17 protein-coding genes are annotated in these 16,227 nt (G+C 37.1%); 16 read left to right on the forward strand and 1 reads right to left on the reverse strand.

The features are described 5' to 3' along the window. Positions 1-71 precede the first annotated feature (71 nt). The 11 genes from AC1DS7_RS10700 to AC1DS7_RS10750 all read left to right on the forward strand — a co-directional run bounded on the left by AC1DS7_RS10700 (position 72) and on the right by AC1DS7_RS10750 (position 9,474). A complete protein-coding gene (locus AC1DS7_RS10700; RefSeq protein WP_000348591.1) occupies positions 72-338 on the forward strand; it encodes an IreB family regulatory phosphoprotein in 267 nt (88 codons plus the stop codon). A gap of 3 nt (positions 339-341) precedes the next feature. Further along, positions 342-755 carry a Holliday junction resolvase RuvX gene (gene ruvX / locus AC1DS7_RS10705; RefSeq protein WP_001221204.1) on the forward strand — a complete coding sequence of 138 codons (414 nt, stop codon included), beginning with the start codon at positions 342-344 and terminating at the stop codon, positions 753-755. A 12-nt stretch (positions 756-767) separates the two neighbouring features. Next, a complete protein-coding gene (locus AC1DS7_RS10710) occupies positions 768-1,046 on the forward strand; it encodes a DUF1292 domain-containing protein (protein WP_002034112.1) in 279 nt (92 codons plus the stop codon). Positions 1,047-1,287: 241 nt separating this feature from the next. Beyond that, a complete protein-coding gene (gene mltG / locus AC1DS7_RS10715) occupies positions 1,288-2,358 on the forward strand; it encodes an endolytic transglycosylase MltG (RefSeq protein WP_002015278.1) in 1,071 nt (356 codons plus the stop codon). A gap of 215 nt (positions 2,359-2,573) precedes the next feature. Beyond that, entirely contained in the window at positions 2,574-3,215 is a 642-nt protein-coding gene (locus AC1DS7_RS10720; protein ID WP_002034114.1) for an O-methyltransferase, read from the forward strand. Positions 3,216-3,222: 7 nt separating this feature from the next. After that, positions 3,223-4,152 (forward strand): peptidase U32 family protein, encoded by a 930-nt coding sequence (locus tag AC1DS7_RS10725; protein WP_002143217.1) that lies wholly within the window; start codon positions 3,223-3,225, stop codon positions 4,150-4,152. An 18-nt stretch (positions 4,153-4,170) separates the two neighbouring features. Then, a complete protein-coding gene (locus tag AC1DS7_RS10730; protein ID WP_002143215.1) occupies positions 4,171-5,451 on the forward strand; it encodes a peptidase U32 family protein in 1,281 nt (426 codons plus the stop codon). Between the two features lie 17 nt (positions 5,452-5,468). Then, on the forward strand, positions 5,469-6,107 hold the full coding sequence (gene udk, locus AC1DS7_RS10735; protein ID WP_002015274.1) for a uridine kinase: 639 nt from the start codon (positions 5,469-5,471) through the stop codon (positions 6,105-6,107). 276 nt (positions 6,108-6,383) lie between these two features. Next, the gene (gene greA, locus AC1DS7_RS10740; protein ID WP_078213491.1) at positions 6,384-6,860 is read left to right on the forward strand and encodes a transcription elongation factor GreA; all 477 of its coding nucleotides are present in this window, start codon (positions 6,384-6,386) and stop codon (positions 6,858-6,860) included. Positions 6,861-6,952: 92 nt separating this feature from the next. Further along, entirely contained in the window at positions 6,953-8,707 is a 1,755-nt protein-coding gene (locus tag AC1DS7_RS10745) for a peptidoglycan D,D-transpeptidase FtsI family protein (protein ID WP_476998972.1), read from the forward strand. Between the two features lie 116 nt (positions 8,708-8,823). Further along, positions 8,824-9,474, forward strand: coding sequence for a YrrS family protein (locus tag AC1DS7_RS10750; protein ID WP_002138429.1), 651 nt, complete (start codon positions 8,824-8,826; stop codon positions 9,472-9,474). A 36-nt stretch (positions 9,475-9,510) separates the two neighbouring features. On the opposite strand, the gene AC1DS7_RS10755 is transcribed toward AC1DS7_RS10750, so the two are convergent. Next, positions 9,511-9,726 carry a YrzA family protein gene (locus tag AC1DS7_RS10755; RefSeq protein ID WP_002015268.1) on the reverse strand — a complete coding sequence of 72 codons (216 nt, stop codon included), beginning with the start codon at positions 9,724-9,726 and terminating at the stop codon, positions 9,511-9,513. 137 nt (positions 9,727-9,863) lie between these two features. Here AC1DS7_RS10755 and AC1DS7_RS10760 point away from each other — a divergent pair, with 137 nt between their 5' ends. The 5 genes from AC1DS7_RS10760 (at position 9,864) to adhE (ending at position 16,219) form a co-directional block, all read left to right on the forward strand. Beyond that, the gene (locus AC1DS7_RS10760) at positions 9,864-10,502 is read left to right on the forward strand and encodes a class I SAM-dependent DNA methyltransferase (protein ID WP_002015267.1); all 639 of its coding nucleotides are present in this window, start codon (positions 9,864-9,866) and stop codon (positions 10,500-10,502) included. 14 nt (positions 10,503-10,516) lie between these two features. Beyond that, the gene (mtnN, locus tag AC1DS7_RS10765; RefSeq protein ID WP_002143209.1) at positions 10,517-11,212 is read left to right on the forward strand and encodes a 5'-methylthioadenosine/S-adenosylhomocysteine nucleosidase; all 696 of its coding nucleotides are present in this window, start codon (positions 10,517-10,519) and stop codon (positions 11,210-11,212) included. Between the two features lie 82 nt (positions 11,213-11,294). Further along, positions 11,295-12,218: an O-acetylserine dependent cystathionine beta-synthase gene (locus AC1DS7_RS10770; RefSeq protein WP_016100595.1), complete on the forward strand. Its 924-nt coding sequence runs from the start codon at positions 11,295-11,297 to the stop codon at positions 12,216-12,218. 3 nt (positions 12,219-12,221) lie between these two features. Beyond that, positions 12,222-13,355 (forward strand): bifunctional cystathionine gamma-lyase/homocysteine desulfhydrase, encoded by a 1,134-nt coding sequence (locus AC1DS7_RS10775; RefSeq protein WP_098635921.1) that lies wholly within the window; start codon positions 12,222-12,224, stop codon positions 13,353-13,355. Between the two features lie 260 nt (positions 13,356-13,615). After that, positions 13,616-16,219: a bifunctional acetaldehyde-CoA/alcohol dehydrogenase gene (adhE, locus tag AC1DS7_RS10780; protein ID WP_215588506.1), complete on the forward strand. Its 2,604-nt coding sequence runs from the start codon at positions 13,616-13,618 to the stop codon at positions 16,217-16,219. The last annotated feature ends 8 nt before the right edge of the window (positions 16,220-16,227 follow it).

Below are 16,227 nucleotides of genomic sequence, written 5' to 3' on the forward strand. Positions count from 1 at the left end.
GTAGTGTACAATGGTAGGGAGAGGAGAAGTTCTTCTCCCTATACTTACTACTTACAAGTGAGGTGCTTGAAATGGACGGTTTTGATAAGACAATGAAGTTTAGCATTCAAGATGAAAAACAGAGTGTCCATGTAAATGATGTACTTTTAACTGTGTATGATGCACTTCAAGAAAAAGGTTATAATCCGATTAACCAAATCGTCGGTTATTTATTAAGTGGAGATCCAGCATACATACCTCGCCATAAAGATGCACGAAGCATCGTTCGCAAGCTTGAACGTGATGAGATAATTGAAGAGCTTGTGAAGTCTTACTTGAAACATCATCGTGAGGAGTAGTTTATGCGGATATTAGGTTTAGATGTTGGTACTAAAACAGTCGGTGTTGCAATGAGCGATGAAATGGGCTGGACAGCACAAGGGCTGGAAACAATCAGGATTAACGAAGAACGAGGCCACTTTGGTTTTGACCGTATTTCTGAGTTGGTAAAACAGTACAATGTGGACAAAATAGTAGTAGGTTTACCTAAAAATATGAATGGTACAATCGGCCCTCGTGGTGAAGCGTGCCAGCAATTTGCAGAAAACCTGCGAAATCTGTTACAATTAGAAGTTGTAATGTGGGACGAGCGTTTGTCGACGATGGCAGCGGAACGTCTGCTCATTTCAGCTGATGTGAGCCGTAAGAAGCGAAAACAGGTAATCGATAAGATGGCTGCAGTCGTGATCTTACAAGGATTTTTAGATAGTAAATAAGAGGTGACCAAAATGGAAGAAAATCAAATTACAATTGTAGACGAAAAAGGAAACGAACATTTATGTGAAATTATTTTCACTTTTGATGCTGAAAAATTCGGCAAAAAATCTTACGTAGTCTTCTCTCCAATCGGTGAAGTAGACGAAGATGGAGACCAAATCTTCGATGCAATGGCATATGAGCAAAGTGAAGAAGAGGGCGGAACATTACTTTCAATTGAATCTGAAGAAGAGTGGGAAATGGTACAAGAAATGTTTAACACTCTTGCTGATGAGCAAGAAGAAGAATAGTAATGGATAAAAAGGCGAACTGTGTACACAGTTCGCCTTTTTTGTATTCATATGCAAAATGACAGATTTTTTGTCGAAACTACTTAATTGTTTATAGTATAATAAGACGGGTTGTATGAAAAAAGGCTTTAAATAAGTAGCTGTCACCGATTATTTAGAAATGATTGGTTTTGCTTTATGTTTGTAGGGCATTGTATAGAGGAAGTGTATACGGTCTACAATTAAATAAGGAGGAAGAATTTTGGTAGAGAATCAAGTGAAGAAGAAGCGTAGACGCATTTTTTTAATTTCGATTATCGCACTGCTTTTAGTTTGTGGATCAGTCTATGCGTATATTTCATCTGCATTAGGGCCAGTTGATAGTGGAAATAAAAAAGAGATTGAGGTAGAGATTCCAAAGGGGTCATCTACAAGTAAAATCGGTGAGATTTTAGAAGAAAAAGGTGCTGTGAAAAGCAGTACAGTTTTTAGTTTTTATACGAAATTTAAGTCGAAAAGCTTACAAGCAGGTACATATTTATTAAATCCTTCGATGAGTGCTAACGATGTCATTGAACAAATGTCATCTGGCAACGTGCATCGTCCGGCTCTTTATAAAGTGACGATTAAAGAAGGGGCGCAAGTAACTGAAATTGCTGAAGTGATTGCGGCAGAATTAAAGTGGAATAAAGATGATGTTGTGCGTCAATTAAACGATAAAGCATTTATTCAAAAAATGCAGCAAAAGTATCCGAAGCTATTAACAGATAAAATTTTTGATAGCAACATTAAATATCCACTAGAAGGATACTTATATCCAGCAACGTATTCTTTCTATAAAAAGGATACGAAATTAGAAGAAATTGTAATCCCGATGCTTGAGAAAACAAATGCAATTATTGTTCAAAATGAGGCGAAAATGAAAGCGAAGAACTGGGATGTTCATCAACTTCTCACGTTGTCTTCACTTATTGAAGAAGAGGCTACTGGCTTTACTGATCGCCAAAAAATCTCTAGTGTTTTCTATAATCGTCTAGCGAAAGGCATGCCGCTTCAAACGGATCCGACGGTATTATACGCGCTTGGAAAGCATAAACAACGTGTATTATACGAAGACTTGAAAGTAAACTCACCGTACAATACGTATGTTGTGAAAGGGTTGCCGGTTGGACCGATTGCAAACTCTGGTAAACATTCAGTGGAAGCAGCGTTAGATCCTGCGCAAACAGATTATTATTATTTCTTAGCTGCACCAAGTGGTGAAGTGTATTATGCGAAAACATTAGAAGAACATAATGCATTAAAGCAAAAATACATTACGAAAAAACAGTGAAATGGGGAGGGATAGCGAAAAGGGTCGCATATCCCTCTTTTTTGTGGTAAAATATATCGGGTTAAAAACTGGCAGAAGAATCGTTTTTAATATCAAAACGGGACGTACAAGCTAAGGGTGAAACTGGCTTGTATTTTTATTGCATTCTATGTGTGAAAAGACAAAGGTTGACGCGTCATAGAGGCACTTCTCCATGTAAATAAGGAGGACCAATTATGGAGGATGCAGTTAACGAGTACCTATTATCATTTATTGATCCAAAAGATAAATTAATTCTTGAAATGGAAGAGTATGCAACTGAAAACCATGTGCCGATTATGGATCGACTTGGAATGGAATTTATGCTGCAATTTTTACGTTTAATTGGACCGGAAAGTATTTTAGAACTTGGAACAGCAATCGGTTATTCTAGTATTCGTATGATGCAAGCTATTCCGAACTCTCGCATTGTGACAGTAGAACGCAATCGTGAACGATATGAAAAGGCACTTGAATATATAGAATGTTCCTCGGTAACAGACCGTATTTCTGTTATTTACGGTGATGCTTTAGAAACGGGCGAACAAGTGAAAGAACATGGAACATTTGATGTTATTTTTATTGATGCAGCGAAAGGGCAGTATCGTCGCTTTTTTGACTTATACGAACCGTTATTAAATCCTGGTGGCGTTATTATTTCAGATAACGTTATGTACCATGGTCTTGTGACGACAAAAGAGAAAATTGAAAATAGACGTACCCGTGGTTTGATTCGTCGTATTAAGACGTACAATGAATGGCTTATGAATCATGAAGGATATGATACAACGATTTTCCCAATTGGCGATGGAGTGGCTGTAAGTAAAAAGAGAGGGTGACAAAAGTATGAAGAAACCTGAATTGTTAGTAACGCCTAGAGCGGTGGCGGATATTGAACCTCTTGCGAAAGCAGGGGCAGATGCAGTAATGGTTGGTGAACAAAAGTTTGGTTTACGTTTGGCAGGAGAGTTTTCACGTGAAGATGTGAAACAAGCTGTAAACATTGCGCATGAAAATGGTGTGAAAGTATACGTTGCAATGAATGCGATGTTCCACAATGATAAAGTAGAAGAATTAACGGACTATGTTTCCTTTTTAAATGAGGTAAATGTAGATGCGATTGTTTTCGGAGATCCAGCGGTATTAATGGCTGTTCGTGAAGTTGCACCAAATATGCAACTTCACTGGAATACAGAAACGACAGCAACAAACTGGTTTACTTGTAACTATTGGGGGCAAAGAGGAGCGAAACGCGCTGTATTAGCTCGTGAGCTTAGCTTAGATGAAATTGCTGAATTAAAAGAAAATGCTGAAGTGGAACTTGAAGTACAAATTCACGGTATGACTTGCATGTTCCAATCGAAGCGTTCACTAGTAGGAAACTACTTTGAGTATCAAGGGCGTAATCTCGACATCGAAAAGAAAAAGTATGAAGAGAATATGTTCTTATACGACCCGGAACGTAATAACAAATATCCAATTTATGAAGATGAAAATGGTACTCACATTATGAGTCCGAATGATATTTGTTTCATCGATGAGTTAGAGGAACTAATCGATGCTGAAGTCGATAGCTTAAAAATTGATGGTGTCCTAAAAAGTTCTGAGTACATTATTGAGGTAACGAAGAAATATCGTAAGGCGATTGATTTATGTGTAGAAGATCGTGATGCGTATTATGACGTGAAAGATGATTTATTTAAAGAGATAGAAGAAATACAACCGGTAAATCGTCCGTTAGATACAGGATTTTTCTTTAAAGAAACGGTTTACTAAACGAGGAGGGTGTAGGAAATGGCTGTACAAGAAATTTCACGAGTGATCGATGGCAAACGCGTTATTGTGAAAAAACCTGAACTGTTAATCCCTGCGGGTAACTTAGAAAAATTAAAAGTAGCTATCCATTATGGGGCAGATGCTGTATATTTAGGTGGACAAGAATTTGGTCTTCGTTCTAATGCAGGTAACTTTACGCTGGAAGACATGGCAGAAGGCGTTGAATTTGCAAAGAAATATGGAGCAAAAATATACGTAACAACAAATATTTTTGCACATAATGAAAATATGGATGGGCTAGAGGAATATTTAAAAGGGATTGAAAAAGCTGGCGTAACGGGAATTATCGTTGCCGATCCGCTTATTATTGAGACATGTAAACGTGTGGCGCCTTCTGTTGAGGTGCATTTAAGTACACAACAATCACTATCCAACTGGAAAGCAGCACAGTATTGGAAAGAAGAAGGTTTACATCGTCTTGTATTAGCTCGTGAAGCAAGCTATGAAGAAATGAAAGAAATTAAAGAAAAAGTTGATGTTGAAATTGAAGCATTCGTCCATGGTGCAATGTGTATCGCGTATTCAGGGAGATGTACATTAAGTAACCATATGACAGCGCGTGACTCTAACCGTGGTGGTTGTTGTCAATCTTGCCGCTGGGATTATGATTTAGTTCAAACGGTATCACAACATAAAGATGCAAAAGAGCTTCCTCTATTCCAAGAAGAAGATGCTCACTTTGCGATGAGCCCAAAAGATTTAAATTTAATCTTATCAATTCCGAAAATGATTGAAATTGGAATTGATAGCTTAAAAGTTGAAGGACGTATGAAATCTATCCATTACGTAGCGACTGTAGCAACTGTATATCGTAAAGTAATTGATGCGTATTGTGCGGATCCGGATAACTTTGAGTTTAAACAAGAATGGTTAGATGAACTTGATAAATGTGCAAATCGTGATACAGCTCCTGCATTCTTTGAAGGGGTTCCAGGACATCAAGAGCAAATGTTTGGAAATCATAGTAAGAAAACAACGTATGATTTTGCTGGTTTAGTGTTAGATTATAATGAAGAAACGGGCATCGTAACGCTTGAGCAACGTAATCACTTCAAACCAGGACATGAAGTGGAGTTCTTTGGGCCAGAAATAGAAAACTTTACGCAAACGGTGGAGAAAATTTGGGATGAGGATGGAAACGAATTAGATGCAGCGAGACATCCGTTGCAAATCGTGAAATTCAAAGTGGATCAACCAGTGTATGTGAATAATATGATGCGCAAAAACATACTTCAATAAGAAAGAGTGGTAGTCGAATGGGGACGAATAAGCCTGTTGTAATTGGAATCGCTGGTGGTTCAGGATCAGGAAAAACAAGTGTAACGAAAGCGATTTTTGACCATTTTAAAGGTCATTCCATTTTAATCTTGGAGCAAGATTATTATTACAAAGATCAAAGCCATTTACCAATGGAAGAACGTTTAAAAACAAATTACGATCATCCTTTAGCGTTTGATAATGATTTGTTAATTGACCATTTGCAGCAGTTGCTTGCATATGAGCAAGTGGAAAAGCCTATATATGACTATACATTGCATACGCGTTCAGAAAAAATTATTCCAGTTGAGCCGAAAGATGTAATTATTTTAGAAGGAATTCTTATTTTAGAAGACCCACGTCTTTGTGAGTTAATGGATATTAAGGTGTTCGTTGATACAGATGCAGACCTTCGTATTTTACGCCGCATGCAGCGCGATATTGAAGAGCGCGGTCGTACAATGGATTCAGTTATCGACCAATACGTAAACGTTGTACGTCCAATGCATAATCAATTTATTGAGCCTTCTAAGAAATTTGCGGATATTATTATCCCTGAAGGTGGACAAAATCATGTTGCAATTGATATTATGGTGACAAAAATTGCAACAATTCTTGAACAAAAAGTAAATTTGTAATAGCATAGTAAAAGATATACGATAGGAAGGGATTTTTTCCCTTCTTATCGAATACAATGAAACATGAAACCTCACCTACCAATAGGTGAGGGCATATTTATATCAACTTTCCATACATACCTTCTTTATATAAGGAAGAATTGGAGAATAAGGGGTTGTATGTGACAACTCCACTAGTGCTACGTGTGCTAGAAACCTCCGCTATATAAGCGGAGGAGTTTTCATATGGAACTCCTCTTTTTTTCGGGGGATTGGTATATAAAAGGAGTGGAAAACATGGCAACAGAAAAAACATACCCTATGACGCAAGAGGGTAAGCAAAAACTAGAGAACGAAGTTGAACAATTAAAAACAGTAAGACGTAAAGAAGTTGTAGAGCGTATTAAGATCGCACGTAGCTTCGGAGATCTTTCAGAGAACTCTGAGTATGATGCAGCGAAAGATGAGCAAGCATTCGTAGAAGGACGTATTACACAACTTGAAAACATGATTCGTAATGCGGTTATCATTGAAGACAATGGTGAAGAGTCTACAGTTGTAACATTAGGTAAAACAGTAATATTTAAAGAGTTACCAGGTGGAGACGAAGAAGCGTACATAATCGTAGGTAGCGCAGAAGCCGATCCATTTGAAGGAAGAATTTCTAACGATTCTCCAATCGCAAAAAGCTTATTAGGTAAGCAAATTGGTGAGAAGGTAGCAATCCAAACACCAGGTGGAGAAATGCAAGTAGAGATTATCTCTGTAAAATAACGTAAAAAATCACTCGTGTAAAAACGAGTGATTTTTTATTTGTATAAAAGGTGAAACACCTCGTCTAAACTACAATAGACGAGGTGTTTTTTATGAAAATGAAACGGAGAATTATAATTGTTTTAATTTGTTTTATGGGTGTGATTTTTTTATTACTTTGTCGTTTAATCCAAATACAGATTATAGATACGGAATCATTTACTGACCGAAATATCAATCTGATTGAAAAAAGTGTTACGCAACGAACACAATCACTTACAGTAGATAATGGAAGAGGGCATTTTACAGATCGAAATGGTAAGGAAATTGGTGAAGAGAAATATCCAGTCTTAATTGTTTTTCCGTTTTTACAAATAAAAAATGACATGTTAGAGAAAATTGCGCATATCATTGGTGTGTCGAGACAAGAGATAAGACTGCAAATGAAAAATAAGAATCAAGCATTTATATTACGAAAGGAGAATACCCCATTTCAATTAACGCTCGAGCAGATGAAGAAGGTAAATCAATTAGATATTTTAGGTATTGTAGCAGCAGAAGTTCGACTGAAGCAAATGGGGGAGGCAAATCATTTAATTGGTGATGTGGGAGAGAATGAACAGGAATTTCAAAAGCGTTATGGAGAAATGAAAAAAACTTCGAAACAAACGCCAATTGGTATTTCTGGATTGCAACAATCATTTGATGAATTTTTACTGACTGATGGAGAAGCGAAAGTACTATATCAAGTGGATCGACAAGGAGAACCGATTTTTGGGAAGCAGGCGAAATACACTTCACCAGGAAATCCATTTTATCCAGTTACTATTCAAACAACAATACATAAAACGTTGCAACGACGAGCAGAGAAGATTATAGATGAAAACGGAATAAAAAAAGGTGGGTTAGTATTACTAGACATAAAGAATAGTGAAGTTTTAGCAATGGTAAGTAGGCCTTCTTTACAGATGAATGATAGGAGGATATATAAATCTACACTTGAAAATCAAATGTTAACTCCTCATTTTCCGGGGTCTGTTTTTAAAACAGTAGTTGCAGCAGCAGTAATTGATGAGAATTTGGTGCGGTTTAATCGTACATTTAACTGTAATACGGATTTATACGGTGAAAATCTTCCGCAAGTTATGATGGGGTCATTAAACTTTAAGGAAAGCTTTGCTAGAAGCTGTAATCGAACGTTTGCCGTATTAGGTGATGAACTAATGCAAAAGGATAGGGGAGTATTAGAAACGTATTTAGAGGCCTTAGGAGCAAGTGAGAAGGTAGGTTGGAAAGGTTCAGTATTTCATACACCAGAATTTGAGCAATTGCCAGAAGAAAAGAGTGCTATTATTTGGGAAAGCGAAGAAAATAAAGATAGTAGAAAAGCGATTGCTCAAACGATGGTCGGACAAAAAGATGTACGTGTGTCACCTCTAGCTATAGCGAATATGATGGCGACAATTGCTAGAGGTGGAGAGAAGATGGAAGTGAAAGCTGTGAAAAAAATAGTGTATAAAAATGGAACCGACTTTTTTACATTTGAAAATCATAAATTAAATGGGAAACAGCTTTCTTATGAAACGATGAAAAAATTACAACAGTTGTTAAGAGCCGTTGTAACGATGGAGAAAGGAACGGGAACCGTATTCCGTTCGTTGCCACTAACTGTCGCTGGAAAATCTGGGACGGCACAAACAGGAAAAGGAGAGAGGGTGAATCGCTGGTTTGCAGGTTATTTTCCATATGAAAACCCAAGATATGCTTTAGTTGTAGTTGATATAGAAACAGATAGTAATGAAAATGTAGTCACACCAGTTTTTGCAGAAATGGTAGAGGCAATCCATCAATTAGAAATTGAAAAGTAATCTTGCAATTATTTATGAAATGTTTTCATTTCGTGAAAATATTATTGTAAATGTTCAACCTTTCTAGATTTAATGTTACAATAGCAAGTATGAAAAACTGCATGGAGGTTTGAAGAATGGCAGGAGGATCTAGATTCCAACAGAAACAACAAAAACGTCGTCAAAACGGTGTTTTAAATATTGCAATCGCTATTGTATTAGTAGCAGTAGCTATTGTAGCATATCAATTGTTTGTTCCTGACACAAAAGAGCAAGCGTCTTCTAATGATAAAAAGGTAGCTCAGCAAACAACAAAAGAGAATAAAGCTGAGAAAGCTAAAGGTAAAGAAGAGCCGAAGAAGAATGAGCAAGATAAGACAGAGGCTAAGAAGAAGGAAGAAGAAGAGAAGCAAAAGGCTGAGGAAGAAAAGAAAAAAGCTGAAGAAGAAGCGAAAGCTAACGAGAAAGCACCAGCTGAAAAAACACAGTCACAGGCAACAGATGCTTATACGAAATCTTCTTGGAAGCCAGTAGGTACAGAGCAAGGTGCAACACCTGCGATGACGTTTAAAAAAGGTACAGCAGATTGGAATGAGATGAATCAAGCGATTTCAGCTGCAATTGACGTTCCAGTAAATCAATTAGTTATCCATAGAATTGGAAATAACGGTAAGAATAAAGCTTACGGTAACGTACAAGATAAACAATCAGGTAAAAAATATTATGTAAATATTGATTGGGTAGACAATGAGGGCTGGAAACCAGTACTCGTTCAAACTCTAAACTAAAAAAAGAGAGGCTCTTAAGAGCCTCTCTTTTTTTAGTTAGCGTAATTTCTTTAATTTAAAATGAACAACCGCACTATAATAAGGTCTTTTGCTTTCAGGATCCATAATCATTTGGTGAGAAATATGATGAACTTCGAGCATAAGTGCTTTATTATTATCAATTTGTTCGTTAATTTTTTTTTCTAGAGAAACTAAGTTTGCAGCCTCGAAAAATTCTACTTTATCTTCTAACATTTCAAAGGTAAATGACACGAAGATGCCCCCTCTCCTATGATAATCACCTATAGTGTAACAAAGAAAAGAAGGAAATACTACGTACATTTCAATTGACATTTTTAGAAAGAGAGAATATCATACTGATAAAACCGATAAGAAAAAGGGGAATTTTTATGGGAACAGAATTTAATGGTTTATTTGATGAATGGGCTCATACGTACGACTCATTTGTACAAGGCGAAGATATACAATATAAAGAAGTTTTCGCCCATTATGAGGACATTTTAGAGGATGTAGTTAACAAGTCATTTGGCAACGTATTAGAATTCGGTGTTGGTACTGGCAATTTAACAAATAAATTATTACTTGCTGGTCGCACAGTTTACGGTATAGAACCGTCACGCGAAATGCGTACTATTGCAAAAGAGAAATTACCAAAAGAGTTTTCAATTACAGAGGGTGATTTTCTTTCATTTGAAGTCCCAAATTCAATCGATACTATTGTGAGCACTTACGCATTTCATCATTTAATAGATGAAGAAAAAGACGTAGCAATTGCGAAGTATAGTCAATTGCTAAACAAAGGTGGTAAAATAGTGTTTGCTGATACGATATTTGCAGATCAAGATGCATATGATAAAACTGTCGAAGTAGCAAAACAAAGAGGTTTTCATCAGTTAGCAAACGATTTGCAAACAGAATACTATACACGTATTCCGATCATGCAATCTATTTTTGAAAACAATGGCTTCCACGTAACGTTTACGAGATTAAATCATTTCGTTTGGGTAATGGAGGCAACTAAGCAATAGAAAGAGGGATTAGATTGAGAATTGCTGTAATTGGAGCAATGGAAGAAGAAGTACGTATTTTACGTGACAAACTAGAACGAGCAGAAACAGAAACTGTTGCAGGTTGTGAATTTACGAAAGGGCTATTGGCAGGACATGAAGTAATCTTGCTAAAGTCTGGTATTGGTAAAGTAAATGCAGCGATGTCAACGACAATTTTATTAGAAAAATATAAGCCTGAAAAAGTAATTAATACTGGTTCAGCTGGTGGATTCCATCACTCTCTAAATGTTGGTGATGTAGTTATTTCAACAGAAGTTCGTCACCATGACGTAGATGTAACAGCATTTAACTACGAATATGGTCAAGTGCCAGGAATGCCACCTGGATTTAAAGCTGATGAGGCATTAGTTGCATTAGCTGAGAAATGTATGCAGGCAGAAGAAAATATTCAAGTTGTAAAAGGTATGATTGCAACAGGTGATTCATTTATGAGTGATCCGAACCGCGTTGCAGCAATTCGTGATAAATTTGAGGACCTTTATGCAGTAGAAATGGAAGCAGCAGCTGTTGCGCAAGTATGCCACCAATATGAAGTTCCGTTTGTTATTATTCGTGCACTTTCTGATATTGCGGGTAAAGAATCAAATGTTTCATTTGATCAATTTTTAGATCAAGCAGCTCTTCATTCTACAAACTTTATCGTAAAAGTACTAGAAGAGTTAAAGTAATGTAACAAAAAGGCAACTGTCTCATATAAAGAAAATACATACAGTTGCCTTTTCTTTATTGGCAAATAAGGGGGAGAACACGATGAATGTATATCGTGGAGTTCATGAGTTGATTGGTCATACACCAATCGTGGAAATTACTCGTTTTTCACTTCCGAAAGGAGTCCGTTTATTTGCAAAGCTTGAATTTTACAACCCAGGCGGAAGCGTTAAGGATCGTTTAGGAAGAGAATTAATCGAAGATGCACTAGAAAAAGGGCTTGTTGCAGAGGGCGGAACAATTATTGAACCGACGGCTGGAAATACCGGCATTGGACTGGCACTTGCAGCGTTAGAACATGATTTACGCGTTATTGTTTGTGTACCAGAGAAATTTAGTATTGAAAAACAAGAAATAATGAAAGCACTAGGTGCAACGGTCGTGCATACACCGACTGAGCAAGGAATGACCGGCGCAATTGCAAAGGCAAAAGAATTAGTAAATGAAATACCGAATTCATACTCTCCAAGTCAGTTTGCGAATGAAGCAAACCCTCGTGCTTATTTCAAAACATTAGGTCCTGAACTTTGGGATGCGCTGAATGGAGAGATTAATATATTTGTTGCAGGGGCAGGAACTGGCGGTACGTTTATGGGAACTGCGTCTTATTTAAAAGAAAAAAATATTGATATTAAAACGGTTATTGTAGAACCAGAAGGATCTATTTTAAATGGCGGTAAAGCTGGTTCACATGAAACAGAAGGGATTGGTCTTGAATTCATTCCACCATTTTTAAAAACATCTTATTTTGATGAAATTCATACGATTTCTGATCGAAATGCATTTTTACGTGTAAAAGAATTGGCGCAAAAGGAAGGCCTTCTCGTTGGAAGCTCTTCAGGAGCGGCATTTCATGCAAGCTTACTTGAGGCAGAAAACGCAGCACCAGGTACAAATATTGTAACGATTTTTCCGGATAGCAGTGAGCGCTATTTAAGTAAAGACATATACAAAGGATGGGAATAAAAAATGAGAGCAAAGACAAAGTTAATTCATGGTATTCGCATAGGAGAACCTTCAACTGGATCTGTAAACGTGCCGATATATCAAACGAGTACGTACAAACAAGAAGCAGTTGGTAAGCATCAAGGATATGAATATTCACGAACAGGTAATCCAACTCGTTCAGCTTTAGAAGAAATGATTGCAGTGTTAGAAAATGGTCATGCTGGATTTGCATTTGGTTCAGGGATGGCAGCTATTACAGCAACTATTATGCTATTCTCAAAAGGAGATCACGTCATTTTAACAGATGATGTTTATGGCGGTACGTATCGCGTTATTACAAAAGTACTAAACCGTTTCGGCATTGAGCATACATTTGTAGATACAACAAACCTAGAGGAAGTTGTAGAAGCAATTCGCCCAAATACGAAAGCGATTTATGTGGAAACACCAACGAATCCATTACTGAAAATTACTGATATTAAGAAAATATCCGCTCTTGCTAAAGAGAACGATGTATTAACAATTATTGATAACACATTCATGACGCCATATTGGCAGTCGCCAATTTCTTTAGGAGCAGACATTGTACTTCATAGTGCAACGAAATATTTAGGTGGGCATAGTGATGTAGTTGCAGGCCTAGTAGCTGTAAATAGCCCGCAACTAGCAGAAGACCTTCATTTCGTACAAAACTCAACAGGAGGTATTCTTGGACCACAAGACAGCTTCTTACTACTTCGTGGTTTAAAAACATTAGGAATTCGTATGGAGGAGCATGAAATAAATTCACGCGCAATTGCTGAGTTTTTAAATAACCATCCGAAAGTAAATAAAGTATATTATCCAGGTCTTGAATCACATCAAAATCATGAATTAGCAAAAGAACAGGCGAACGGATTTGGTGCAATCATCTCATTCGATGTAGATAGTGAAGAAACATTAAATAGAGTACTTGAGAAGTTACAGTACTTTACACTTGCTGAAAGCTTAGGAGCAGTAGAAAGTTTAATTTCCATTCCATCACAAATGACACATGCATCAATCCCAGCAGATCGCCGTAAAGAATTAGGAATTACAGATACATTAATTCGAATCTCTGTTGGTATTGAAGATGGAGAAGATTTAATTGAAGATTTGGCACAAGCACTAGCATAGTAAAAATGCACTGCTAATATAGAGCAGTGCATTTTTATTATATCAATTTGTGAAATGTTTCACAAATTAGACATACACAAATGAAATGATTTCATGTATATTGAATTCATGAAATGTTATTCACGAACAAACTTGTGAAATATTTCACAATCGATGGGATTCATGTAGGAAGGTAACTCTATTTTTTTACGCTAATCGGGACTTTTTATGACCTATAGGGACTTATGAAGTCCAAGATAGCAGAATAGGAGGAAATTTACATGGTAGTCAAAGAGAAAGTTGTAAATGAAATGCAAGAGGTAAAAGAGATGATTGATACGTTAGTAGATAACGGTCAAAAAGCTTTACAAGCATTAGAAAGTTTTACACAAGAGCAAATTGACAACATTGTTCATGAAATGGCGCTTGCGGGTGTCGATCAACATATGCCGCTTGCGAAGTTGGCTGTTGAAGAAACGGGCCGTGGCGTATATGAAGATAAATGCATTAAAAATATTTTTGCCACTGAATATATTTGGCATAGTATAAAGAAAGATAAAACGGTAGGAATTATTCATGAAGATCCTCATGAAGAAATAATAGAAATCGCAGAACCTGTCGGTGTAGTAGCTGGGGTAACGCCAGTAACAAACCCAACATCGACAACAATGTTTAAAGCATTAATCGCGATAAAAACGAGAAATCCAATTATTTTCGCATTTCATCCTTCTGCACAAAACTGTTCCGTTGCAGCGGCAAAAACAGTATATGATGCAGCAGTGAAAGCTGGTGCACCAAAGCATTGTATTCAATGGATTGAAAGACCTTCTGTGGAAGCAACGAAACAATTAATGAACCATGATGGTGTCGCACTCGTTCTAGCAACTGGAGGGGCTGGTATGGTGAAATCGGCTTATTCTACTGGTAAACCCGCGCTAGGTGTAGGGCCAGGTAATGTACCATGTTATATAGAGAAATCGGCACATGTAAAACGTGCTGTTAATGATTTGATTTTATCGAAAACATTTGATAACGGTATGATTTGTGCGTCAGAACAAGCCATCATTGTAGATAAGGAAATCTATAATGATGTTAAAGCAGAAATGATTGCAAGTAATTGTTATTTTGTAACAGAGGAAGAGAGAAAGAAATTAGAAAAGCTTGTTATTAATGAAAATACATGTGCAGTAAATAGTGATATTGTTGGGAAATCAGCACAGTATATTGCTGAATTAGTGGGAATTACTGTACCTGAACATACAAAAATGCTTGTAGCTGAAATTAAAGGCATCGGAGCAGCGTATCCACTATCTCGTGAGAAACTGAGCCCAGTGTTAGCTTGTGTAAAAGCAAATTCATTAGAAGAAGGATTTACATATTGCGAAGAAATGTTAGAGCTTGGTGGCCTAGGGCATTCAGCGGTTATCCATTCTACAAATAAAGAAGTACAAAAACAATTTGGGTTACGTATGAAAGCCTGCCGTCTCATTGTAAATGCACCTTCATCACAAGGTGGAATTGGTGATATATATAATGGATTTATTCCATCACTTACGCTTGGTTGTGGCTCCTACGGGAAAAACTCAGTTTCCCAAAACGTAACGGCGACTCATTTATTAAATATAAAAAGGTTGGCAAATAGAAAAAAGAATATGCAGTGGTTCAAATTACCACCCAAAATTTATTTTGAAAAACATGCGACAGCATATTTAGCAAACATGCCTAACATTTCCCGCGCATTTATTGTAACGGATCCAGGGATGGTTGAGCACGGTTATGTAGATACAGTTACGCACTATTTACGTAAGCATGCAAATGATGTGAAAGTTGAAGTTTTCTTTGAAGTTGAGCCAGATCCATCAGATGAAACTGTATTTAAAGGTGCGGACATGATGAAAAGCTTTAAACCAGATGTAATTATCGCGCTTGGTGGCGGTTCAGCTATGGATGCAGCAAAAGGGATGTGGTTATTCTATGAGCACCCAGAAACGACATTCTATGGAATAAAACAGAAGTTTTTGGATATAAGAAAACGTACATGTAAGTATCCGAACTTGGGAAATAAAGCACAATTTGTTGCCATTCCAACAACATCAGGGACGGGATCAGAAGTGACGCCATTTGCGGTTATTACAGATAAGAAAAATAATATTAAATACCCGCTTGCGGATTATGAATTAACACCAGATGTAGCGATTGTTGATCCGCAATTTGTAATGACAGTACCACCTCATGTGACGGCAGATACTGGTATGGACGTATTAACACATGCAATTGAAGCGTATGTGTCTGTTCTGGCAAATGACTATACGGATGGTTTAGCATTAAAAGCAATTGATCTCGTATTTAAATATTTACCGAGAGCATATAAAAATGGAAATGATGAAGAAGCACGAGAAAAAATGCATAATGCTTCCGCAATCGCAGGGATGGCATTTGCAAATGCTTTCCTAGGTATTAATCATAGTTTAGCACATAAAATTGGACCGGAATTCCATATTCCGCATGGACGTGCGAATGCAATTCTTATGCCGCACGTAGTTCGCTATAATGCTATTAAGCCAAGAAAACACGCATTGTTCCCAAAATATGAGCACTTTGTGGCTGATGAACGCTATGCACATATTGCGAGAATGCTCGGGCTTCCAGCAAGCTCAACAGCGGAAGGTGTGGAATCACTCGTCCAAGCAATTATTGAGCTTGGAAAAAGCTTAAATATAAATATGAGTATTGCAGGACAAGGAGTTGCTAAAGACCAATTTGAAGGGGTTGTTGGATTATTAGCAGAAAGAGCTTTTGAAGATCAATGTACAACAGCTAATCCAAAATTACCGCTCATTTCAGAGCTGAAAGAAATCTATATGGAAGCATATAAAGGCGTATAATAGATAAA

Source organism: Bacillus sp. P4_E1, assembly GCF_056401715.1.